This is a genomic window from Micromonospora sp. CNZ299, from assembly GCF_002754415.1.
In genome coordinates this window covers 1,666,349-1,687,141 of the sequence record NZ_PEFG01000001.1, presented here as the reverse complement: position 1 = coordinate 1,687,141, position 20,793 = coordinate 1,666,349, and the positions used below count along the sequence as shown (strand labels likewise).

Annotated in this window: 21 protein-coding genes; 9 read left to right on the top strand and 12 right to left on the bottom strand. The window is 71.7% G+C overall.

Translation table 11 applies throughout. The annotated features are described in order from the left end of the window. Nucleotides 1-76: 76 nt before the first annotated feature. From CLT68_RS33700 to CLT68_RS08055, 3 genes are all read left to right on the top strand, one after another. Complete coding sequence (locus CLT68_RS33700; protein WP_099849865.1) at nucleotides 77-1,696, top strand: hypothetical protein; 1,620 nt, start codon at nucleotides 77-79, stop codon at nucleotides 1,694-1,696. A gap of 197 nt (nucleotides 1,697-1,893) precedes the next feature. Next, nucleotides 1,894-3,876, top strand: a complete 1,983-nt coding sequence (locus tag CLT68_RS08060; RefSeq protein ID WP_099856908.1) for a DEAD/DEAH box helicase — start codon at nucleotides 1,894-1,896, stop codon at nucleotides 3,874-3,876. Between the two features lie 108 nt (nucleotides 3,877-3,984). Then, a complete protein-coding gene (locus CLT68_RS08055; protein ID WP_099856906.1) occupies nucleotides 3,985-4,605 on the top strand; it encodes a putative glycolipid-binding domain-containing protein in 621 nt (206 codons plus the stop codon). Nucleotides 4,606-4,620: 15 nt separating this feature from the next. On the opposite strand, the gene cds1 is transcribed toward CLT68_RS08055, so the two are convergent. The 3 genes from cds1 to CLT68_RS08040 are packed head-to-tail and all read right to left on the bottom strand — an operon-like array spanning nucleotide 4,621 to nucleotide 7,084. After that, the gene (gene cds1, locus CLT68_RS08050) at nucleotides 4,621-5,712 is read right to left on the bottom strand and encodes an L-cysteine desulfhydrase Cds1 (protein ID WP_099849863.1); all 1,092 of its coding nucleotides are present in this window, start codon (nucleotides 5,710-5,712) and stop codon (nucleotides 4,621-4,623) included. A 32-nt stretch (nucleotides 5,713-5,744) separates the two neighbouring features. Then, a complete protein-coding gene (locus tag CLT68_RS08045; RefSeq protein ID WP_099849861.1) occupies nucleotides 5,745-6,575 on the bottom strand; it encodes an SDR family oxidoreductase in 831 nt (276 codons plus the stop codon). A gap of 50 nt (nucleotides 6,576-6,625) precedes the next feature. Continuing rightward, entirely contained in the window at nucleotides 6,626-7,084 is a 459-nt protein-coding gene (locus tag CLT68_RS08040) for an Lrp/AsnC family transcriptional regulator (RefSeq protein WP_099849859.1), read from the bottom strand. 270 nt (nucleotides 7,085-7,354) lie between these two features. On the opposite strand from CLT68_RS08040, the gene CLT68_RS08035 reads away from it, so the two are divergent. Then, entirely contained in the window at nucleotides 7,355-7,621 is a 267-nt protein-coding gene (locus CLT68_RS08035) for a BldC family transcriptional regulator (RefSeq protein ID WP_007454516.1), read from the top strand. 107 nt (nucleotides 7,622-7,728) lie between these two features. On the opposite strand, the gene CLT68_RS08030 is transcribed toward CLT68_RS08035, so the two are convergent. Continuing rightward, nucleotides 7,729-8,358 (bottom strand): UbiX family flavin prenyltransferase, encoded by a 630-nt coding sequence (locus CLT68_RS08030; protein ID WP_099849857.1) that lies wholly within the window; start codon nucleotides 8,356-8,358, stop codon nucleotides 7,729-7,731. A gap of 163 nt (nucleotides 8,359-8,521) precedes the next feature. On the opposite strand from CLT68_RS08030, the gene CLT68_RS08025 reads away from it, so the two are divergent. Then, complete coding sequence (locus CLT68_RS08025; RefSeq protein WP_099849855.1) at nucleotides 8,522-9,484, top strand: terpene synthase family protein; 963 nt, start codon at nucleotides 8,522-8,524, stop codon at nucleotides 9,482-9,484. Nucleotides 9,485-9,531: 47 nt separating this feature from the next. Here CLT68_RS08025 and mqnP read toward each other — a convergent pair whose 3' ends face one another. Together mqnP and CLT68_RS08015 are read right to left on the bottom strand one after the other, a co-directional pair. Then, nucleotides 9,532-10,443, bottom strand: a complete 912-nt coding sequence (mqnP, locus tag CLT68_RS08020) for a menaquinone biosynthesis prenyltransferase MqnP (RefSeq protein WP_099849853.1) — start codon at nucleotides 10,441-10,443, stop codon at nucleotides 9,532-9,534. Beyond that, nucleotides 10,443-11,903 carry a menaquinone biosynthesis decarboxylase gene (locus CLT68_RS08015; protein WP_099849851.1) on the bottom strand — a complete coding sequence of 487 codons (1,461 nt, stop codon included), beginning with the start codon at nucleotides 11,901-11,903 and terminating at the stop codon, nucleotides 10,443-10,445. The genes mqnP and CLT68_RS08015 overlap by 1 nt, the downstream gene beginning before the upstream one ends. A gap of 267 nt (nucleotides 11,904-12,170) precedes the next feature. On the opposite strand from CLT68_RS08015, the gene CLT68_RS08010 reads away from it, so the two are divergent. Beyond that, nucleotides 12,171-13,046 carry an alpha/beta fold hydrolase gene (locus CLT68_RS08010; RefSeq protein ID WP_099849849.1) on the top strand — a complete coding sequence of 292 codons (876 nt, stop codon included), beginning with the start codon at nucleotides 12,171-12,173 and terminating at the stop codon, nucleotides 13,044-13,046. 24 nt (nucleotides 13,047-13,070) lie between these two features. Here the strand turns inward: CLT68_RS08010 and CLT68_RS08005 are convergent, their stop codons facing one another. Further along, complete coding sequence (locus CLT68_RS08005; RefSeq protein ID WP_099849847.1) at nucleotides 13,071-13,625, bottom strand: carboxymuconolactone decarboxylase family protein; 555 nt, start codon at nucleotides 13,623-13,625, stop codon at nucleotides 13,071-13,073. Between the two features lie 97 nt (nucleotides 13,626-13,722). Here CLT68_RS08005 and CLT68_RS08000 point away from each other — a divergent pair, with 97 nt between their 5' ends. The 3 genes from CLT68_RS08000 to CLT68_RS07990 all read left to right on the top strand — a co-directional run bounded on the left by CLT68_RS08000 (nucleotide 13,723) and on the right by CLT68_RS07990 (nucleotide 16,049). Further along, nucleotides 13,723-14,205, top strand: a complete 483-nt coding sequence (locus tag CLT68_RS08000) for a MarR family winged helix-turn-helix transcriptional regulator (RefSeq protein ID WP_099849845.1) — start codon at nucleotides 13,723-13,725, stop codon at nucleotides 14,203-14,205. Nucleotides 14,206-14,331: 126 nt separating this feature from the next. Continuing rightward, nucleotides 14,332-14,607, top strand: coding sequence for a hypothetical protein (locus CLT68_RS07995; protein ID WP_099856904.1), 276 nt, complete (start codon nucleotides 14,332-14,334; stop codon nucleotides 14,605-14,607). Between the two features lie 77 nt (nucleotides 14,608-14,684). After that, the gene (locus CLT68_RS07990) at nucleotides 14,685-16,049 is read left to right on the top strand and encodes a hypothetical protein (protein WP_143743147.1); all 1,365 of its coding nucleotides are present in this window, start codon (nucleotides 14,685-14,687) and stop codon (nucleotides 16,047-16,049) included. Between the two features lie 70 nt (nucleotides 16,050-16,119). Here the strand turns inward: CLT68_RS07990 and ccsB are convergent, their stop codons facing one another. Genes ccsB through CLT68_RS07965 form a run of 5 tightly spaced genes read right to left on the bottom strand, consistent with a single transcriptional unit; the run spans nucleotide 16,120 to nucleotide 20,792 of the window. Next, the gene (gene ccsB / locus CLT68_RS07985) at nucleotides 16,120-17,091 is read right to left on the bottom strand and encodes a c-type cytochrome biogenesis protein CcsB (RefSeq protein ID WP_099849840.1); all 972 of its coding nucleotides are present in this window, start codon (nucleotides 17,089-17,091) and stop codon (nucleotides 16,120-16,122) included. Further along, nucleotides 17,091-18,746, bottom strand: a complete 1,656-nt coding sequence (resB, locus tag CLT68_RS07980; RefSeq protein WP_099849838.1) for a cytochrome c biogenesis protein ResB — start codon at nucleotides 18,744-18,746, stop codon at nucleotides 17,091-17,093. The genes ccsB and resB overlap by 1 nt, the downstream gene beginning before the upstream one ends. Continuing rightward, complete coding sequence (locus CLT68_RS07975) at nucleotides 18,746-19,579, bottom strand: cytochrome c biogenesis protein CcdA (RefSeq protein WP_099849837.1); 834 nt, start codon at nucleotides 19,577-19,579, stop codon at nucleotides 18,746-18,748. The genes resB and CLT68_RS07975 overlap by 1 nt, the downstream gene beginning before the upstream one ends. Beyond that, nucleotides 19,579-20,145, bottom strand: coding sequence for a TlpA family protein disulfide reductase (locus CLT68_RS07970; RefSeq protein ID WP_088951073.1), 567 nt, complete (start codon nucleotides 20,143-20,145; stop codon nucleotides 19,579-19,581). The genes CLT68_RS07975 and CLT68_RS07970 overlap by 1 nt, the downstream gene beginning before the upstream one ends. Next, nucleotides 20,145-20,792, bottom strand: a complete 648-nt coding sequence (locus CLT68_RS07965) for a histidine phosphatase family protein (RefSeq protein ID WP_099849835.1) — start codon at nucleotides 20,790-20,792, stop codon at nucleotides 20,145-20,147. The genes CLT68_RS07970 and CLT68_RS07965 overlap by 1 nt, the downstream gene beginning before the upstream one ends. Between the last annotated feature and the right edge of the window lies 1 nt (nucleotide 20,793).

Sequence of the window (20,793 nt, the reverse complement as noted above, 5' to 3'; positions counted from 1 at the left end):
CTGTGGCACCGTGACAACCAGGCACATCCGACTCGACGTCACGAGTCCGGGTGCGAGCATGGCGCGGAGGGCGGAGATGGCCGAGCAGAAAGATCCGGCGGAGACTGTCGACCCTGTGGTCGACCAAGCCGACCCGCCAGGGCTCGGCACCGGCGACCCGGTGTCTCCCACCGAGGCCGCCCCGGTCGGCCCTCCCGCTGACCCGGCTGCCAGCGACACGGCCCCGGCCGCCACCGGCACAGCTTCGGCCGCCAGCGACACAGCGCGGGCCGCCACCGGCACGGCCTCGGCCGCCACTGACGACACCCCGTCCCCCCGTGACGACTCAGCCGACGCCGACGCGGCCGACACCACGCCCGCCGACGCCGACGGGGCCGACGCCGCTTCCGTCGGCAGCGGCGTCGACACGGACGATCCCGTCGTCGGCCCCGGGCAGGTGGCGCCCGCAGACGCCCGCCCGGACCAACCCGCCGCGCCGGTACGGGCCAGCGCCAGCGTCGCCACCGCCGGGGCTCTCCGCAGTGACCTGCCGGTCAGCGCCCCGGTCACCGCCACCACCTACCGTGCGACCGGCTCGGCCAGTCCGGCTGACGTCTCGTTGCCCGGGCAGCGGAACGACTCGACCGCACCGGCCCGGGCCAGCGCCACGGTTCCCGGCAGCAGCCGGGTGGCGGCCGGTGCCATCGGCACCCTGGCCTCCCGGGGGAGCACGCCCACCGTCTACGGAGCCGGGCCGGTGAACCCCGAGCCGCCCGAGCCGGCGCAGCCACCGGAGCCGGCCCAGCCACCGGAGCCATTGACTCCGGAACCGGAGCCGTCACCCACCCCACCCGGCCCCGGGCCGACCCAGCCGTCACCGCCCGAGCCGGAGCCCGCGCCGGATCCGGGGCCGTACCCGCCCGGCCCCATGCCGACGCCAGGGCCCCGACCCACGCCGCCGCCCGGTCCGGTTCCGCCCGTCCCGGGTCCACCCGTGCCGCCGCCCTCGCCGGTGCCGCCCATGCCGGGCCCGCCCTCGCCGCCCATCCCGGGCCCGCCCGTGCCGCCGCCCGGTCCGCCGGTGCCCGCGCCACCGGGTCCGCCGGGCCCGATGCCGGCACCGCCGTTTCCGCCTCCGCCGGCGATGACCGACACGCCCGGCGTACGAGCGAGCGCATCGGTTTCCGCACCGCCGGCCGGATGGCAGTCCACCGCCCAGGCGGCCCGCCCCGCAGCGGGCGGCGGCTGGGCCGAGGCACCCGTCTCCGCACCGCCGGTGGTGCCCGCGCCAGCGCTGCCGAGCTGGCCGCCGTCCAGCGTCGGCACTCCCCCGTCCACGGGCAGCGTCGGCAGAAACTCCCGGTTCACCGGAGGGACCGCCGGCCCTTCGTTCAGCTCCGGACAGGGCACGACCGGTGCTCGTGGTGGGCGACACAGCGGCGGCACCGACCTGGCCGGAACCGTCTACGGCAGCGGCGACGGGCCGGGTTTCACCACGATCGCGATGCCCGCCAACGCGGTGGAGAATTCTGGCTCGCTGACCGGGCACATCCTGGCCCAGGGCTGGGCCGACACGCCGTCCGAGCGGCGCAGCAACGCCAAGGTCATGATCGTCCTGGCCGCCGCTCTGGGGCTGTTGGTCGCGATCAGTGTCATGATCGTTCTGCTTGCCGGCGACGCCCTGGACGGTCTGGTCGGCGGCGCGCTCAACGGATGAGTCATCGGGCGGGCGTGATGGTGAGTCCGCCCACTACCGCCGGACAACCGACTGGCGGCTTCGTCGGACCGCCGTACACTGGCATAGATCACTGACCCGGCGCGCGTGGTGTGCGCCCATGGGCGGTCTTGCGGGCGATCCGGCGGCACAGCCGCGGCAGGCCATCGCGAAGATGCGCCCCGCTCGAAAGGCATTTGTTGACCACCTCTGCTGACCCCAGCACCGTTACGTCCGTTTTCCACTCAACCCCGGCGACCGACCCCGCCTCGGAGCCGCTCGACGCCGCTCTGAGCGAGGCCGGCACCGCGGAGGCGACCGCCGCACAGCCGGCCAAGTCCGCGCCGGCCGAGTCCGCCGCACCGGTCGACTTCGCCTCCCTCGGCCTGCCCGAGCCGCTGGTCCGCGCGCTGGCACAGCAGGGCATCACCAGCCCGTTCGAGATCCAGCGGGCCACCGTGCCGGACGCGCTCGCCGGCCGTGACGTGCTGGGCCGTGGGCAGACCGGTTCGGGCAAGACGCTCGCCTTCGGTCTGCCGCTGATCGCCCGGCTGGCCACCCGCAACCGGGCCCGGCCGATGCGCCCCCGCGCGCTCATCCTGGTTCCGACCCGGGAGTTGGCCATGCAGGTCAACGACGCTCTGTTGCCGCTGGGCAAGGCCGTCGGCATCTTCCTCAAGACCGCTGTCGGCGGTGTTCCGTACGACCGTCAGATCGACGCGCTGCGGCGCGGCGTGGAGATCATCGTGGCCACCCCCGGCCGGCTCGGCGACCTGATCGAGCGGGGCATCTGCCAGCTCGACGACGTCGAGGTCACGGTGCTCGACGAGGCCGACCAGATGGCCGACATGGGCTTCCTGCCCGAGGTGACCCAGCTGCTGGCGAAGACGCCCGCGAACGGTCAACGGCTGCTCTTCTCGGCGACCCTGGACGGCGACGTCGACGCGTTGGTCCGGCGGTTCATGACCGACCCGGTGACCCACTCCACCGCGCCGTCGACCGCCTCGGTGTCCACCATGGACCACCACATGCTGTTGATCCCGCCGCACGAGAAGTTCCCGGTGGCGGCCTCGATCGCCGCTCGGGACGGTCGGACCATGGTCTTCGCCCGCACCCAGCTCGGCGTGGACCGGCTGGTCGAGCAGCTCGCGGCGGTCGGCGTACGCGCCGGTGGGCTGCACGGCGGCAAGACCCAGCGGATGCGCACCAAGACGCTGGCCGAGTTCCGTGAGGGCCGGATGAACGTGCTGGTCGCCACGGACGTGGCGGCTCGGGGCATCCACGTCGACGGTGTCACCCTGGTGCTGCACGTCGACCCGCCGAAGGACCCCAAGGACTACCTGCACCGCGCAGGGCGCACCGCGCGGGCCGGCGAGTCCGGCGCGGTCGCCACGTTGGTGCTGCCCAAGCAGCGCCGCACCACCCTGGCGATGATGGAGAAGGCCGGCGTCGCGCCGGCCGAGACCCGGGTCCGGGTCGGCGACCAGGCGTTGGCCGAGCTGGTCGGCGCCCGGGAGCCCAGCGGCGTCCCGGTTCGCCTCGAGGCGGAGCCCCGGGGCTACGGCGATCGCTCCGGCGGCTCGCGTCGGTTCGACGACCGTTCCGGCGGTCCGCGTCGGTTCGGTGACCGCACGGGCGGCGAGCGCCGCTACGGCGATCGGCCCACCGGCGAGCGTCGCTACGGCGACCGGCCCCAGGGCGACCGCCCGACCGGTGAGCGTCGCTACAGCGACCGGCCGCAGGGTGACCGCCAGTACGGCGACCGCCCGACCGGTGAGCGTCGCTACAGCGACCGGCCGCAGGGTGACCGCCAGTACGGCGACCGGCCCCAGGGCGAGCGACGTTACGGCGACCGGCCCACCGGCGAGCGGGGCTTCGGCGACCGGCCGACCGGCGAGCGGCGTTACGCCGACCGGGACACCCGGGGTTACGGCGACCGGCCGCAGGGTGAGCGCCGGTTCGGTGACCGCCCGCAGTTCGGCGACCGGGACGGCCGGGGCGACCGGCCGACCGGTGACCGGCGCTTCGGCGACCGCGACACTCGGGGTGGTTTCCGCCCGGAGAGCCGTGTTCGGGACGACCGTCCCCGCGACGACCGTCCCCGCGACGACCGGCCCCGTGAGGACCGTCCGCGTGACGACCGGCGCGGGTTCGGCGGGCGACCGCCAGCGCGTACCCACTGATTCACTGATCCACCGAACGCCGTCGCGGAGCCCAGGCTTCGCGGCGGCGTTCGCGCATGCCCCCTGCCGATGTCCTCCTGGTCGCGTAACGTCCGGCTCATGCCGACCATGCCGAAGACGATCTTCTGGTCCCGGACGGACACCGCCGGCAGCGAGCAGGTGCTGCTTGACGACGGTCGCGGGTTGACGGCTCGGGGCACCCTGCTCGCCGTGGACCCGATCCCCTGGACCGCCCGTTACCAGCTGACCACCGCGCCGGACTGGACCACCACCCGGGTCGAGGTCGAGGCCGAAGGGCTGGGCTGGCTGCGCAGGGTGAAGCTGGAGCGAGCCGCGGACCGGTGGCGGGTGACCACCGCCGAGCAGGGCGACCTGGACGCGGCACTGGTCGCGGCCGGTCACCACCGGGCCGGCCTGCCGGGCACCGACGACCCGGACCGGCTGGCCGACGCGCTCGACGTCGACCTGAGCGGCTCACCGCTGTTCAACTCCCTGCCGGTCCACCGGCTGGGGTTGGCCGCCGAGCCGGCCGACCTGGCACACCGGATCACCGTCGCCTGGGTGCTGCTGCCCGGTCTGGAGGTGGTGGCGGCGGAGCAGATCTACAGCGGGCTCGGGCCGGGCCGGGTGCGCTTCGCCAGCGGCACCTTCACCGCCGACATCGATCTGGACGACAGCGGCTTCGTGGTGCGCTACCCCGGGCTCGCCGAGCGGATCGACCCGCGCTGACCGCGCCCGCGTGACTCAGACGGGCCAGGTGCCGCTGGTCAGGAAGCGTTCGATCGTGGCCAGGTGCGGCGTCAGGTCGAGGCCCTGGGCGGCCACCCAGTCGTCGGCGTAGTACGTGTCGGCGTAGCGGTCGCCCGGGTCGCAGATCAGGGTGACCACCGAGCCGGTCCGGCCCTCGGCGAGCATCGCGGCGATCAGGCCGAAGGCACCCCACAGGTTGGTGCCGGTGGAGCCGCCCACCCGGCGCCCCAGCACCGCCGAGCCGGCCCGCATGGCTGCCAGTGACGCCGCGTCCGGCACCTGGACCATCCGGTCCACCACCGAGGGCAGGAACGACGCCTCCACGGCGGGACGGCCGATCCCCTCGATCCGGGAGCCCTTCCCGGTGCGCACCGACCAGTCGGCGGCCAACCAGGCCGGGTAGAACGCCGAGTTCTCCGGATCGACCACGCAGAGCTTGGTGGCGAGCCGGCGGTACCGGGCGTACCGGCCGATGGTCGCGCTGGTGCCCCCGGTGCCGGCGCCCACCACGACCCAGGTGGGGATCGGGTGCCGCTCCAACTCCAACTGGGCGTAGATCGACTCGGCGATGTTGTTGTTTCCCCGCCAGTCGGTCGCCCGCTCGGCGTAGGTGAACTGGTCCATGAAGTGCCCGCCGGAGTCCTCGGCCAGCCACCGAGCCTCGACCACCACGCTCGCGGGGTCGTCCACCAGATGGCACCGGCCGCCCTGGAACTCGATCTGCGCGATCTTCTCGGGCGAGGTGGAGGCCGGCATCACCGCGATGAACGGCAGCCCGAGCATCCGGGCGAAGTACGCCTCGGAGACCGCCGTGGAGCCCGAGGACGCTTCGACGATCGTGGTCTGCGGCCCGATCCAACCGTTGCAGAGGCCGTAGAGGAACAGTGAGCGGGCCAACCGGTGCTTCAGCGAGCCGGTGGGGTGGGACGACTCGTCCTTGAGGTAGAGATCGACCCCCCAGGCGCGGGGCAGCGGGAACGGCAACAGGTGGGTGTCGGCCGAGCGGTTCGCGTCCGCCTCGACGGCGGCGATCGCCTCCGTCACCCAGGTCCGGCTGGCATCGTCGCAGCGGTCGAGATGAGTCACGCTCGGAAACGTAGCAAGCAGGCCAGCGGTGGTCAGCGCCGGTCCGGCGGCGTGCTCCGACGGTGTTGGCGGCGCTGACCTGCGCGGCCGGCGGCCTGGACGATCGGGGTCAGTGCGACGGCCAGCCCCGGTAGGACGTCCAGCAGGCGCACCTGCGCTCCCCGCCAGCGGGGCAGGCTGACCACAGGGCGGGGTCGGCGGGCCAACCGGACCGCCCGGGCGGCCACCCGTTGCGCGGTCAGCATCGACCCGGTGAACGAGGCCACCGCCCCCGGGTCGTCCAGCCGGTCGTGCAGCATCGGGGTCCAGATGCCGTCCGGGCAGAGGCAGGAGACGTGCACCTGCCGGTATCCGGCCACCCGCAGGTCGGACAGGGTGCCGAGGCTGAACGCCAGCAGGGCGTGCTTGCTGGCCGCGTACACCGTCTCGCCGGGCGCGGCGATCAGCCCGGCCAGCGAGACGACGTTGAGCACGTGGCCGTGACCTTGCCCGCGCATCACGGCCAGCGCGGCGAGGGTGCCGTTCATGGCGCCGAGGGCGTTGACGTCGAACACCCGCTGACGGGTCGGGCCGTCGTGCTCCCACGACGGCCCGGTGACCAGGATTCCGGCGTTGTTGACCCAGAGTGCGAGCTCGCCCCGGCCCGCCGCGGTCGCGGCGACAGCGGCGCAGGCGTCCTCGTCCCGGACGTCCAGGGCCGCCGACCAGCCGCCGAGGGGTGCCGCGGCGGCGGCGACCGCCGCCGGGTCGAGGTCGGTGAGCAGCACCGACCAGCCGTCGGCGTGCAGCGCGGTGGCGATGGCCCGGCCGAGGCCCCCGGCAGCGCCGGTCACCACGGCCACAGGACGTACCGGCGGGGTCATCGGCGCACGCTACCGCCGGCAGGCCGGGCGACACCAGGGGTACGCGGCGGTCAGGGCGTGGGCGGGCCGACTGGCTGCGGGCGGTTCTCCCACTTCGTGGAGAGGGCGATGGCGGTGCGGGTGGAGGCGACCCCGGGGGTGCGGTTCAGCCGCACGATCAACTGCTCCAACTCGGCGATCGTGCCGACCCGCGCCTTGAGCAGGAAGGACTCCACGCCGGCCATGAAGTAGCAGGACTCGATCTCGGGCAGCACCCGCAGCGACTCGAGCATGTCGTCGCTGTCGGCGCCGGAGTCCTCGACGATGCCGATCAGCGCGGTGACGCCCAGCCCGATCGACTCCGGGGCCACGTCCGCCCGGTAGCCCCGGACCACGCCGCTGCTCTCCAGCTTGCCGACCCGTTCGTGCACGGCCGGGGCCGAGAGGCCCACCTGTCGGGCCAACTCGGCGTACGAGAGGCGAGCGTTGCCGCGAAGCAGGTCGACGAGGTTCAGGTCGATGGCGTCCACAGAGAGTGACCCTAACCGCTGAGGCATAACGCGAGGCGTTCGGCATCCGTTGGACTGAGCGGTGAGTCACTGTTCGCAAACCGCCGGTCAAGGCAGAGGTAGCACCAGTACCATTACTAACTCCCCACTCAGTGCATTTTTCGCGTTTGGGCGGACAGGCCATGTCCCTGGTGCTGTAATTGCCATACGTCCCTCATGACGGCTCTGGGCTACGCACCAGCCGGGGGCAGTGTGTTCAGCCGGGGGCTTCGTCGACGCGAGGAGGGGGCTGTGGACACTGGAGATCGCCTGCTGACACCGGGTGAGGTCGCCGCGCTGTTTCGGGTAGACCCGAAAACTGTGACGAGATGGGCGGCGGCCGGCCGGATAGGAAGCATCCGGACTCCAGGCGGGCATCGCCGGTTTCGGGAATCCGAGGTGCGAGCCCTGCTTGAGGGGGAGGGCATGCTGGACGAGGTGGATGAGGTCGGAAAGCCACGCAATGTGGGGCCGGCCGCATCCACGGGGCCGGGTCCGGCCAACGCTGGCATGTACTGAACTGGTGCGGACAACGCTACGCGGACCGGGCACCAGTCCGGTCCGCGTCCCGCTACGACCGACGACCGCCGGGCGGCACGGCGGCGCGGACTGAGGATCAGGCCGGCTCAGGTCCGGGTCGCGCCGAGCTGCCCGGACCACCGACGGAACAGGGTGTGTGGGACGCCGAGCGCGTCGAGCACCTTGCCGGCCACGAAGTCGACCAACTGCTGGGCGGTGGCGGCCGCGCCAGCCCCGTAGAAGCCAGGGCTGGCCGGCAGCACCACCGCGCCCGCGTCGTGCAGCGCGACGAGGTGCTCCAGGTGGCTGCGGGTCACCGGTGTCTCCCGGGGGACCACCACCACCGGGCGGCGTTCCTTGAGGTTGACCTCGGCGGCACGCTGCAACAGGTCCTTGGAGAGCCCGATCGCGATCCCGGCGCAGGCTGCCGTGCTGGCCGGGACCACGGCCATCCCGCGTACCCGGTATGAGCCGCTGCTCGGCCCGGCGGCCAGGTCGCCGGCCGGCCAGTGCCGCACATCCGCCCCGGTCAGGTCCCGGTCGAGCCAGGCCGAGAGGTCCTCGGCCCAGTGCCCGTCGCGGAACGATCGGCCGGTCTCGTCGAGCACGGTGAGTCGTGCCGCGCGGGACACGATCAGGTCCACGGGCTCGCCCGCGTCGAGAAGTCCGCCGATGACGGCCGCCGCGTACGGCGTACCGGAAGCGCCGGAGACTCCGACCACCCATGGTTCGCGCATGCCCCCAGCCTGCCTGGTCCGGCCGGGCGCCGTGCCGTGGCCCCCCGCCCTCGCCCGTCCGCCGTCCTCCCGGACCGCGACGGACATCATCGACAGCCGATTTCTGACATGCTCGGATGGGGGGGAAAACCTCTGTGCGGCAACCGGAGGGACGGTACGACCGATGACGGTGGCGGCAGCCCGCGCACTACGTGCCGAGTGTCCCCTTCCCTCGCGGTGCTCGCCGCATGCCGAGGCGACCCAGGAGTGGCTGGCGGGCTGGGTGCGCCGCTTCGACCTGCCGCTGGACGACGACGAGCTGTGTCGGCTGGATGCCGGTCGCATCGCCTGGTACGCGGGTCGGCTCTACCCTGACGCCAGCGCCGCCGACCTGCATACGGTCGCCGCCCTCTGGACCTGGTTCTTCCTGCTCGACGACGCCTGCGACGGACCGCACGGTGCGAGCGGCGCGGACGTCGCTGCCTTGCGGGACGGCGTGCTCCACGTGCTGCGCCACGGCCCCGGCGCCCGCACGGCAGGGTTCCGGGGACCGCTGCGCCAGATGCTCGCGGACGCGTGGCAGGCGCCGCGTGCCCGGATGCCCCCGCCCTGGCAGCAGCGCTTCGCTGACGCGGTCGCCCACCACCTGGCGGGCGACCGGACGGAGGCGGAGAACAAGACCAGGGGCCACGTCCCCGCCGTCTCCGAATACGTTGAGCTGCGCCGGGCGACCTCGGCGGCGTACGTGTCGTACACCATGATCGAGTTCGTCACCGGTCACGCGCTGCCAGACCCCGTCTACCACCACCCGGCGCTACGGGCGCTCGCGGCAACCGGCAACGACCTGCTCTCCTGGTTCAACGACCTGGTGTCGTTGGAGAAGGACAGGGCCACCTCGGGCGGGCACAACCTGGTGCTGGCCATCGCACGGGAGCAGCGCCTGCCGGACGAGCGGGCCGTGGAGGCGGCGGTGGCCCGCTGGCGCACGACGATGGGCCGATTCATGGAGCTGCGGGCCACTGTCCCGTCCTTCGGCCCGGAGCTGGACCGGGCGGTGGCCGCGCACGTCGAGGGAGTCGCCCGCTCGGTGCGGGGGACGATCGACTGGTCGATGGAGAGCGCCCGGTATTCGGCATCCCGGAGCTGACCCCGAGGGCTACCGGGTCAGAGGGTCCGCCGATGACGACACAGGCCCTAGGCGCGCAGCCCCAGCCGCACCACAAGATCGAGCAGGGCGAACACGAACAGCGCGATGCCGACGAACCCGTTGGCGGTGAAGAACGCCCGATTGACCTTGCTCAGGTCGGTCGGCGTGACCACCAGGTGCTGGTAGCCGAACGCCACAGCGGTCAGCACGAGCCCGATCCACCAGAGCCAGCCGAAGCCGATCAGCGCGCCGAACCAGACGAACAACCCGAAGGTCACCACGTGCGCGACAGTGGAGGCGTGCAGGGCGAAGCGCCGACCGTAACGGGCCGGCACGCTGTGCACGCCGATCTCCTGATCGATTTCGGAGTCCTGGCAGGCGTAGATCAGGTCGAAGCCGCCGATCCACAGCCCGACCCCCACGCCGAGCAGCCAGGCCGGCCAGGAGCCGTCCAGGGTGCCGGTGACGGCCAGCCAGGCGCCGACCGGGCCGACCGCCTGGGCGATCCCGAGGATGGCGTGCGGCCAGTTGGTGAACCGCTTGGCGTAGGGATAGACGACCAGCGGCACCACGGCCAGCGGCGCGAGCACCAGGCAGAGCGGGTTGAGCAGGGCGGCGGCGGCGAGGAAGACCACCAGCGCGACGGCCGCGCCGGTCCAGGCCGTCCGCACGCTCACGGCCCCGGTGACCAGTTCCCGGCCGGCGGTACGCGGGTTCCGCGCGTCGATCCGCCGGTCGAGGATCCGGTTGGCGGCCATGGCGAACGTCCGCGCTCCGACCATCGCCACGGTGATCAGCAGCAGGTCCCACCAGCGCACCCGTCCGCCGTTGACCTGCATGGCGCTCAGCGCCGACAGATACGCGAAGGGCAGCGCGAACACCGAGTGCTCGATCGCGACGAGCTTGAGGAAGGACTTGACCCGGCCCGGCTTCTCGGCCGGTGCGTCGAGGACGGCCATCAGAGCCCGTACTCCTTCCAGCGCTTGTCGACCAGGGCGGTGACTTCCGGACTCATCCGCATCTCCTCCGGCCAACCGCGGGTGTAGCCCTCGGTGGGCAGCTTGCGGGTGGCGTCGACGCCGGCCTTGCCACCCCAGAACTGCTGGTACGAAGCGTGGTCGAGGTGGTCGACGGGCCCTTCGGTGAGCAGCAGGTCGCGGCCGTAGTCGACGTTGCCGAAGGCGCGGAAGGCGACCTCGTTGTAGTCGTGCACGTCGCAGTCCTCGTCGACGATCACGATGAGCTTGGTCAGCGACATCATGTGCGCGCCCCAGATCGCGTTCATCACCTTCTGGGCGTGCTTCGGGTACCGCTTGCGGATCGACACGATCGCGCAGTTGTGGAACACCCCGGCGGCGGGCAGGTCGTAGTCGACGATGTCCGGGATCAGGAAGCGCAGCAGCGGCGCGAAGATCCGCTCGGTGGCCTTGCCGAGACCGTGGTCCTCCTGGGGCGGCTGCGACGTGACGATCGAGTGGTAGACCGGGTCGCGCTGCATGGTCATGCACTCGATGTGCATCACCGGGAACGGCTCCACCGGGGTGTAGAAGCCGGTGTGGTCGCCGAACGGGCCCTCCGGCAGCCGCTCGCCCGGCTCGATGTAGCCCTCGAGGACGATCTGTGCGTGCGCCGGCACCTGCAGCGGCACGGTCAGGCAGTCGACCATCTCGACGCGCTCGCCGCTCAGGAACCCGGCGAACAGGTATTCGTCGATGTCGGCCGGCAGTGGCGCGCTGGCCGAGTATGCGACGGCGGGGTCGGCGCCGATGGCGATCGCCACCGGCAGGCGCTGCCCGAGCCGCTCAGCGACCGCGTGGTGTGCAGTGGAGTTCTTGTGGATCTGCCAGTGCATGCCGATGGTGTTGCGCGAGTGCTGTTGCAGCCGGTAGAGCCCGAGGTTGCGCTTACCGGTCTCCGGGTGCTTGGTGTGGGTCAGCCCGAAGTTGTGGAAGATGCCGCCGTCACCCGGCCAGATCTGCAGCCCCGGCAACCGGTTGAGGTCGACGTCGTCGCCGCGGTAGACCACCTGCTGGCAGGGGGCCGTCTTGACCTTCTTCGGCGGCATCGACTTGAGCTGCATGACCTTGCCGAGCCCGCCCATCATGCCCGAGAAGCCCTGCGGCAGCTCCGGCTTGAGCAGCTCGCCGATGCGCGCGCCGATCTCGTCGAGGTTCTCCACCCCGAGGGCCATCGCCATGCGCTTCTCGGTGCCGAACAGGTTGATCGCCACCGGCATGTCGCCCCGGGTCGGGCGCTCGAAGAGCAGCGCGGGGCCGCCGGCCCGCACCGTGCGGGTGACCACCTCGCTGATCTCCAGGGTGGGGTCGACCGGGACGTCGACCCGGCGCAGCTCCCCCGCGCGCTCCAGCGCCGCGAGGAAGTCCTTGAGATCGGTGTACGGGAAGCCACGAGCCGCCATGTCGCCAGTCTCCCGCACGGGGTGCCGAACGGCCCAGGCCGGGTGCTGTGACACTCGCGATGACCCGGTCGGCTGCCGGTCAGGAGGCTCGGCCCGCATCTTGATCCACTCGGTTTCCGGAAGTCGGGGTGTCCACTGGCCCGGGATGGCCCGACTTCCTGAAACGCGAGTGGATCAACGGTCAGGGCGCAGAACTCGCAGGCATGGTGGGCGGTCGAGCGGGTAGCCGGGCAGCCGGCGGCGGACAGCCGGCGGACGGAGGCGGCGATGGGCGCGGAGCGGGTTCCGGCGGGGTTCACCGAGCAACGGGCGCGGGTCGGCCAGATCTCCATGAACTACGTCCGTGGCGGCAGTGGCCCGCCACTGGTCCTGCTGCACGGGTATCCGCAGTGTTGGCACATGTGGCGGAACCTGCTGCCCGAGTTGAGCCGATCCTTCGACGTGGTCGCACCTGACCTGCGCGGCTTCGGGGGCAGCGACGCCCCGGCCGGCGGGTACGACAAGAAGACCGTCGCCGCCGACCTGCACGGGCTGCTCGACCAGCTCGGCCTGGTCAGTGACCTCCGGTTGGTCGGGCACGACCTGGGGACCATGGTGGCGTACGCGTACGCCGCCGCCCATCCGCAGCGGGTGAGCCGACTGGTGCTCACCGAGGCACCGATCCCCGACGAGAGCATCTACACGTTCCCGGCGCTCACCTCGGCCGGCCCGGGAGTGTGGAACTTCGGCTACTTCTCGATCGGCAACGGGCTCCCGGAGGAGTTGGTGCGTGGGCGGGAGTCGCTCTGGGTGGACCGGTTCACCGACGCCCTGATGGTGCGCAAGGGCAGCATCGCCGCCCCCGACATCGAGGAGTTCGCGAGCCACCTGCGCGACCCGGCGCATCTGCGGGCCAGCTTCGCCTACTTCCGGGCGTTCGATCAGGACATCGCCGACAATGCGGCGTACCGGGACACGAAGCTGACGATGCCGGTGCTGGCCGTCGGCGCGGCGGCCAGCCTCGGCGGGCAGGTCGCCGAGCAGGTTCGCCGGTACGCCGACACGGTTCGCGGCGAGGTGATCGAGGACTGCGGGCACTGGCTCTACGAGGAGCGCCCGGACGAGATGCTCGCCCTGCTGCGGGACTTCCTCGGGGCGGCCTGAGCAGCGGTTGGCAGGCGCCCCCGGTCAGGCGGCGGGCGTCCAGGCGTGGGCGGCCAGCGGTGGGTCGAGCGGTGCCTGGGTGAGCCGGTTGGCGAAGGTGGACATCGTGTACGCGCCGACGCCGAGCACCACGTCCAGCGCGTGCCGGGGCTGGTAGCCAGCGGTCAGGAACTCGTGCAACTCGTTGTCGGGCACCGCGCCCCGGTGGTCGAGCACGGCCAGCGTGAACCGGCGCAGCGCCTCCAGCCGCGGCTCGGGCAGCGCCGAGCCGGCGCGCAGTGCGGTGATCAGCTCGGTGGTCGCTCCGAGCTGGATGAGCTTGCCGGTGTGCAGGGCGACGCAGAAGTGGCACTCGTTGGTGGTGGAGACCGTCAGGATGACCACCTCCCGCTCCAGCGGGGCGAGGTCGGTCTGCTCGAAGCCCGCGCTGGTGGCAAGGAAGCCGGTGAGCAACTGTGGCGAGTCGGCCATCAGCGCCACCGGGGTGGGCAGCCAGCCGAACCGGCCGCGTACGCCCTCGATGGCTCGGCGGGCGGCAGCGGGTGCGGTCTCGGCGGTGTGAGCGGTGAAGACGGGCATGGTTACCTGCTTTCGGCAGCGTCGGTCGGGAGGGTCGGTGCCGCATCCCGTAGGATAGTCAACGTGGTTGACGAAATAGTAAACGTGGTTGTCGAACATGGCAACCGCTGATCCCGCGCGCCCCGGGTTCCACCTGCCACTGCTGCTGCTGGCGGGCTTCCGGACGCTGATCGACGACCTGCACGCCGAACTGGCCCGGGAGGGGCATCCGGAGCTGCGGCCGCTGCACGGGTTCGTGCTCCAGGCCGTCGGCGCGGACGGCACCACCGCCACGGAGCTGGGCCAGCGACTGGGCATCTCCAAACAGGCCGCCGGCAAGACGATCGACCGGCTGGTCGCCGTCGGCTACCTGGAGCGGGCCGACGATCCCTCCGACGCCCGACGCCGACTGGTCCGGGTGACACCGCACGGCGCCGACGGGCTACGCCGCTCGGCCCAGATCTTCGACCGGCTGCGCGCACAGTGGTCCGAAACCCTCGGCCCGGACCGGGTCACCGCCATGGAAGACGACCTCCGCACGATGGCCTCGGCAAACTGGTTCCGCCTCGACATGCCGGGCTGGTTTGGCGGAGCGGCCTAGATCCACTCGACTTTCAGGAAGTCGGGGCCTCCCGCCGCTGGGACAGCCCGATTTCACGGAAACCGAGTGGATCAACGAGGCGGTCACGGTGGCGGAACGGCGGGAGCCGGGTGCAGGGTGGTGGGCGTGTCGGACGCCTATGTCGTCGGCGACCCGGACGGGTTGTCGCCCCTGCTGGTCGAGCTTCGTGACGCTGTCGCCCGGGAGCTGCACGCCCAACTGGCGATGCGCGGCGACCGGATCGAGCTGGCCGACCTACCGGAGGTGTCCTACCAGGTCACCGTCCAGGTCGAGCGGACGTTGCGGACCTGGCGACCGGCGCGGCGGGCACCGACCGAATCCGGTTTCGACGAAGATCGTGACCTGGTCGACCGATCGAGAACTGTCACAGGTGATCTCTAAGATCATGGATGCCGATCGGGTCGGGGTGCCGCAAACCTGGCTTCTTCCGGTCGGCTCATCCCCCACCAAGGAGATCGATGAGATCTGTGCGCGTTACGCGTGGCAGGCTTGTGCACGGGCTGGCCACGCTGGTCCTCGCGACGGCGATGATCGGCGCGGCGGCAACGCCCGCCTCGGCCGAGGACGACCCGGGTTGGGTCAATGGCTGGCTGGGCGACGTGACGCTCGGCGCGGCCGGCGCTCCCGGCCGCACGGTGCCGTTGACCCTGACCAGCACCGGAGCCACCCAGCCTCGGGTGACCATCGACCTGACCAGCCTCGCTGGCGTGGCCACCGCCAGCTTCCCCGACTTCTGCGTCAACCAGGGCACTTCGGTGACCTGCCCGATGCCGCCGACGGCCATCGACGAGTTCGGCACGCTCACCGGCACCGTGCCTGTGGTGTTCCGGGCCGCTCCCGGCGCGGTGGACGGCGCGACGGGCACTTTCGACTACACGGCGTTCGGCGAGCAGACCGAGGCGTACACCCAGCAGGCGACGGTCACCGTGCGGTCCGGGCCCGACCTGCTCGACATGGTCGACGAATACGTCTCCGGTGTCGAGGTGGGCGACACGCTCCCCCTCAAGGTGGCCGTGGTTAATGCCGGCGGCCAGCCGGCCGTGGACCTGCGGCTCACCATGCGCTTCTCGGTGGGCCTCGTGCCGGCCAGCTACCGCAACTGCCGGTACGGCACCGACCAGGTGCTCGCCACCGTTGTCGTCTGCACCATGCGGGGCACGTTCGCGCCCGGCCAGCGACACGAGCTGCGGGGCGGGTTTCCCACCAATGTCGGCCCGGCAACTCTCGGGGACAAGCGGATCACCCAGTTCGTGGAGCCGCTGGCCAGCGCCGGTCCGCTCCCGACCGATGTGAAGCTCAAGAGCCGTGACGCCGACCAGGCGCTGCGGCTGCGGGCGGTCGGGTCGCCGCTCGGCGTGATTCCGGTCGAGGTGAACGGCGCCGGCGGTCAGACCTATCTGTGGGAGGTCCGGAGCGCCTTCGACATCGTCGCCCAGGGCGCGACCGTGACCGGTGCCGCCGGCGAGACCGTCCAGGTCACCGTGGGCATCCGTAACGAGGGGCCGGGCGTGCCGGACGGCACGAACTCCGGTGACACCGTCGGTGCGTTCTACTTCACCCCACCCGCCGGGGTCACCGTGCTGGCCGACCCGCCGGGCTGCGCGTCGTATGGCGGCGAGGAGGAGGACGGCGTAGCGACCCCGAAGTTCTGGCGCTGCAACGGCCCTGGAGCCGTGTTCCCCGCCGGGACCAGCACGACGGCCACCTTCGACCTACGGATCGACAGCCTCGGCGGGTCCGCCGGGGAGGTCCAGCCGGCGAGCCGCTACCCGCGGGTGGACGACAACCCGGGCAACGACATCGCCCCGGTCACGGTGAGCTGACCCAGCACACCGCAACGACGCGGGCCGGTCACGGACGAATCCGTGACCGGCCCGCACACCGTTGTCCAGGTCAGTCCAACCCGCCGTACGAGTGCAGGCCGGTGAAGAAGATGTTCACGCCGAACAGGTTCATCAGCATGGTGAGGAAGCCGAGCACCGCGAGCCAGGTGGCCACGTTGCGCTTGACGCTGGGCGTGGCCCGGGCGTGCAGGTAACCGGCGTACACCACCCAGGAGATGAACGCCCAGGTCTCCTTCGGGTCCCAGCCCCAGGGCCGACCCCAGGCCGCCTCGGCCCAGATGGCACCTGCGATCACCGCGAAGGTGAAGATCGGGAAGGCGAAGGCGTGCAGCGTGAAGGTCAACCGCTCCAGCCCGACCGCGGCGGGCAGCCGCTTGGCCAGGGTGTACGGGAAGCTCCGCTTGCCGTTCTCGTACCCGCTGCGCATCAGGAAGCCGACCGCCGGCACCGCACCGAGCAGGAAGATGCCGGACGCGAACACGATGGTCGAGACGTGGATGATGAACCAGTACGAGTTCAGTGCCGGCACCAGCGGCACGATCGGCACGTACAACACCAGCTCGGCGGTAGCGACCAGCAGCACCATCACCAGCGTGAGGAACAGCCCGAGCTTGCGCAGCGACGGCCGCTTCCAGAGCACCACCAGCCAGGCCGCGACCCCGATGAACGTCACAGTGAGCACGAACTCGTACATGTTGCCCCACGGCATCCGGTCGGCCGCGAGGCCACGGGTGACCAGCGCCGCCAGGTGCAGCACGGCGGCGACCGCGGTGGCGCCCACCCCGATCAGGCCGGCGAGGCGGGCCCGCCGCGCGGAGCGGTCGGCCCCGGGCTGCGACGGTACGGGCGCGGGCGGCGTCGGCACGATGCCGCCGCCGGCACCCACCAGCTCACGCGCCGGAGCCGCAGCGGCGACCCGGGTACGCGCGTTGCCCAACGCGTACTCCACGGCGTGACCGATCATCGCGATCAGGTACGCCAGGATGGCGAAGGTCACCAGATTGTCGGAGAGTGCGGACATCACTCGGCTCCTTCTCGCGCACCGGCCCGGTCACTGGAGTCAGCACCCGTGCTGGCCCGCTCAGCCGCCCGTTCGTCGCCGTTGACCTCGGCGATGAGCTGGGCGAACTCGTCGGCGAACCCTGGATAGTCGGTGCGCGGCAACCCACCGGCCTCCATCAAGCTACTACCGCCCGTCGGAGATCCTTCCGCCGGGTCGGCCGGCACCACCCGGAAGAACACCCGGCGGCGTCGCCCGAACAGCGAGCCCATCAGGCCGACCAGCAGGAAGCCGCAGCTGATCAGCAGTGGCGTCGCGCCGGGGTCGTGTCGGATGGAGAGGGTGACGTACCGCTCGGTGCCCAGGAACTCGACAGTGGTGCCGTCGTCCAGCTTCCAGGTCTCGCCCTTGCGGAGCAGCTTGGTGCCGACCTCCTGGACCTTGCCGGTCCGCACCTGCCGCTGGTCGAGTTGGTAGACCGAGCTGGGGATGCCGGCGTCCAGGCCGAGGTTGCCCCGGTAGGCGACCAGGTTCAGCGCCGGGTTGCGCTCGGTCGGGTATTCCGAGCGGACGAACGGCGCCTGCTCGGGTGCGGTGGGCAGGTAGATGCCGGTGAACGCCATCTGCTCGTCCGGTGCGCGCTGGCCGGTGGACGGGTCGACGTTCGCGTCCGGGAAGGCGGCCAGCCCCTCACTCGTCAGCCCCATGTCGCCGGTGGTGAGGAACGGCTCGTCGCTGATCTGACTGTTGCCGAACCGGTCGGTGTAACGGATCACCGGGGCGTACCCGTGGCCGAGCAGGTAGACGCTCGCGTCGGCGAGGCGCAGCGGCGAGTTCACCGAGAAGTCGGCGCTGCGGGTCGGCTCGTCCGGGCCGTCGACGGTGACCGTGGCATTGAAGAACTCCGGCTGACCGGACGGCAGGAAGCGGGCCTCGAAGTCGTCCAGCCGCAGGCAGAAGCGGGGCAGGTCGGCGCTGTCCACCTGGGGGCCGAGCTTCGCTTCGGCGTACTGCTGCCGGGTGTTGCAGAACGCGTTGTCCGCGCCCGCCACCAGCAGTCGGTTGCCGCTCCAGCCGTACCACGAGCCGAGGGCGACGCTGATCAGCACCGCGATCAACGACGTGTGGAACAGCAGGTTGCCGGTCTCCTTGAGGTAGCCCTTCTCGGCGGAGACCTCGTCGCCACGGACCTCCACCCGCCAGCGGCGCTTGCGCAGCACCTCGGCGATCGCCGCCGCGCCGCCGGGCGGGGCGGGCAGCACGGTGTGCTGCGGCAGCCGCGCCATCCGCTTCGGCGCGGCCGGCGGGCGGGACCGCAACGCCCGGATGTGGTCCCGCAGTCGGGGCGTGATGCAGCCGATCAGGGAGGTGAACAGCAGCAGGTAGATCGCGGAGAACCAGACCGAGCCGAAGACCTCGAACGCGCCGATCCGGTCCAGTCGGGGGGCCCAGTCCGGGTGGTCGACGAAGTACTCGTTGACCTTCTCCGGGCTGATCCCGCGCTGCGGCAGCACCGAGCCGGGGATGGCCGCGATCGCGAGCAGGAAGAGCAGGATCAGCGCCGTACGCATGCTGGTCAACTGCCGCCACGAGTTGCGCAGCAGCGCCAGGAGGCGGTTCGGCCGACGGCGTGGCGCTGGCGCCACGGTCTCCGGCCGGTCGTCGACGACCGTCATCAGATGCTCACCTCGCCCACCCCGACGGTGGTCTGCAACCAGATCACGAAGCTCTGCCATCCGCCGGTGACCAGCGCGAGGCCGATCAGGATGAGCAGGGCGCCGCCGACCCGGGTGACCCAGCGGCTGTTGCGCCGAACGGCGCGGAAGACCCCGAGCAGGCGTTGGAAGCCCAGCCCGAAGACGATGAACGGTATCCCCAACCCGAGGCAGTACGCCACGGCGAGCACCACGGCACGGTCGCTCTGCCCGGAGGCGGTGGCCATGCCCATCACGGCGCCGAGGGTGGGGCCCGTGCAGGGCACCCAGCTGAGTGCGAAGACCGCGCCGAAGACAGGTGCGCCGAGCAGCCCGGCCGACGGCAGTCGGGAGATCCGGAACTCCCGTTGCAGGGCGGGGATCATCCCGAGATAGCCGAACCCGAGCACGATGATCAACGCGCCGACGACGATTTCGAGCTGCCGCTCGTACTCGAAGAAGACCTGGCCGATGCCGGCGAACAGGATCGCCGTGGCGACGAAGACGGCGGTGAAGCCGGCGATGAAGAGCAGCGTGCCCGCGAGCACCCGGCCCTTGACGGCACCGGCCCGCGCGATCCGCTCCCGGACCGCGACGCCTCCGCCGGCCTCGGCAGCTTCCGCTGCCAGCGGCATCGAGTTGCGCGCACGGCCTTCGAGGTCGGAACCGGCCAGGCCGGTGACGTAGGAGAGGTAGCCGGGAACGAGTGGGAGCACGCACGGGGAGAGGAAGCTGACCAGGCCGGCGAGCGCCGCCGCGCCGATGGCGAGCAGCAGCGGCCCGCTCAGGGCCAGCTCCCGGAAGGTCTCGCCCATCAGTTGGGCGCCGGTTTCTCAGCCGCGATCCGCTCGACGATCGGTTGCAGGCCCTCCTGCTTGACGGCGGCCCGGATCACCGCGGCGATCCGACCGTCCCGGTCGAGCACCACCGTCGCCGGCACGCTGTTCGGCGGAATGTCCAGCGCGAGTGCCGTCTTGCTCGACGGGTCGAACAGGCTCGGATAGGTGACCCGGCCTTTCTCGAACGCCTTGGCCTTGTCCCGCGAATCCTGGACGTTGATGCCGAGGAAGCTCACCCCGGAACCCTTGGTGGCCTGGTAGACGGCTTCCAGGTCGTCCGCCTCGGCACGGCACGGCGCGCACCAGGAACCCCAGAAGTTGACCACGACCACCTGCCCGCGAGCCTGGCTGACGTCGTAGGTGCCGCCGAGCAGCAGCTCACCGGCGACCTTCGGGGGTGCGGAGCGCTGGTCCGGTGCGCACTCGAAGATCCCGTCGGTGGTGGTCGTGCAGGTCTTCTCCTGCCCCTTCGACGTGCAGCCGACCAGCGCCACCGCGGCGACGGCGGCGAGCAGACCGGCGGTCCACCTCCGGGCGTTCATCAGGCCCCCTTGGCCGTCCGGGCGGTCGCGGAGAGAGCGATCAGGTGCGCGGCCGGCTCGCTGTAGCCGATGCCCACCACCTTCGCGTCGTCGAAGTGGAACGAGGTGAGGCTCGCCAGCCCACACTGCCGCTTGCGCGGGTCGTGCCAGAGCCGCTTGCGCTCGACGTAGCGGCGCAGTGTCCAGATGGGGAGTTGGTGCGACACCAGCACCGCCTCGCGCCCCTCGGCGGCGACCCGGGCGGCCTGCACGGCGGCGAACATCCGCTCGGCGATCACCCGGTACGCCTCGCCCCAGGACGGGGTCATCGGGTCGCGCAGCACCCACCAGTTGCGCGGGTCACGGAACGACCCGTCGCCCGGCGACACCTTCTTGCCCTCGAACCAGTTGGCGCTCTCGATCAGCCGCTCGTCCACCCCGACCGGGAGCCCGAACTGGGCCGCGATCGGCTCGGCGGTCTGCTGCGCGCGTTCCAGCGGACTGGCCACCACGTGCACGATCTCTCGCTCGGCCAGGCCCTCCGCGGCGGCCTTGGCCATCTGCACGCCCAGCTCAGAGAGGCGGAAACCGGGCAGCCGACCGTAGAGAATCTGGTCGGGGTTGTACACCTCGCCGTGCCGGAGCACGTGGACCACCGTCTTGCTCACC

Bases quoted from the DNA above. Each gene is read 5' to 3' on its own strand.
- CLT68_RS33700 (WP_099849865.1), top strand. From the start codon at position 77: ATGGCCGAGCAGAAAGATCCGGCGGAGACTGTCGACCCTGTGGTCGAC.
- CLT68_RS08055 (WP_099856906.1), top strand. From the start codon at position 3,985: ATGCCGAAGACGATCTTCTGGTCCCGGACGGACACCGCCGGCAGCGAG.
- CLT68_RS08045 (WP_099849861.1), bottom strand. From the start codon at position 6,575: ATGACCCCGCCGGTACGTCCTGTGGCCGTGGTGACCGGCGCTGCCGGG.
- CLT68_RS08030 (WP_099849857.1), bottom strand. From the start codon at position 8,358: ATGCGCGAACCATGGGTGGTCGGAGTCTCCGGCGCTTCCGGTACGCCG.
- CLT68_RS08025 (WP_099849855.1), top strand. From the start codon at position 8,522: ATGACGGTGGCGGCAGCCCGCGCACTACGTGCCGAGTGTCCCCTTCCC.
- mqnP (WP_099849853.1), bottom strand. From the start codon at position 10,443: ATGGCCGTCCTCGACGCACCGGCCGAGAAGCCGGGCCGGGTCAAGTCC.
- CLT68_RS08015 (WP_099849851.1), bottom strand. From the start codon at position 11,903: ATGGCGGCTCGTGGCTTCCCGTACACCGATCTCAAGGACTTCCTCGCG.
- CLT68_RS08010 (WP_099849849.1), top strand. From the start codon at position 12,171: ATGGGCGCGGAGCGGGTTCCGGCGGGGTTCACCGAGCAACGGGCGCGG.
- CLT68_RS08005 (WP_099849847.1), bottom strand. From the start codon at position 13,625: ATGCCCGTCTTCACCGCTCACACCGCCGAGACCGCACCCGCTGCCGCC.
- CLT68_RS08000 (WP_099849845.1), top strand. From the start codon at position 13,723: ATGGCAACCGCTGATCCCGCGCGCCCCGGGTTCCACCTGCCACTGCTG.
- CLT68_RS07990 (WP_143743147.1), top strand. From the start codon at position 14,685: ATGAGATCTGTGCGCGTTACGCGTGGCAGGCTTGTGCACGGGCTGGCC.
- ccsB (WP_099849840.1), bottom strand. From the start codon at position 17,091: ATGTCCGCACTCTCCGACAATCTGGTGACCTTCGCCATCCTGGCGTAC.
- resB (WP_099849838.1), bottom strand. From the start codon at position 18,746: ATGACGGTCGTCGACGACCGGCCGGAGACCGTGGCGCCAGCGCCACGC.
- CLT68_RS07975 (WP_099849837.1), bottom strand. From the start codon at position 19,579: ATGGGCGAGACCTTCCGGGAGCTGGCCCTGAGCGGGCCGCTGCTGCTC.
- CLT68_RS07970 (WP_088951073.1), bottom strand. From the start codon at position 20,145: ATGAACGCCCGGAGGTGGACCGCCGGTCTGCTCGCCGCCGTCGCCGCG.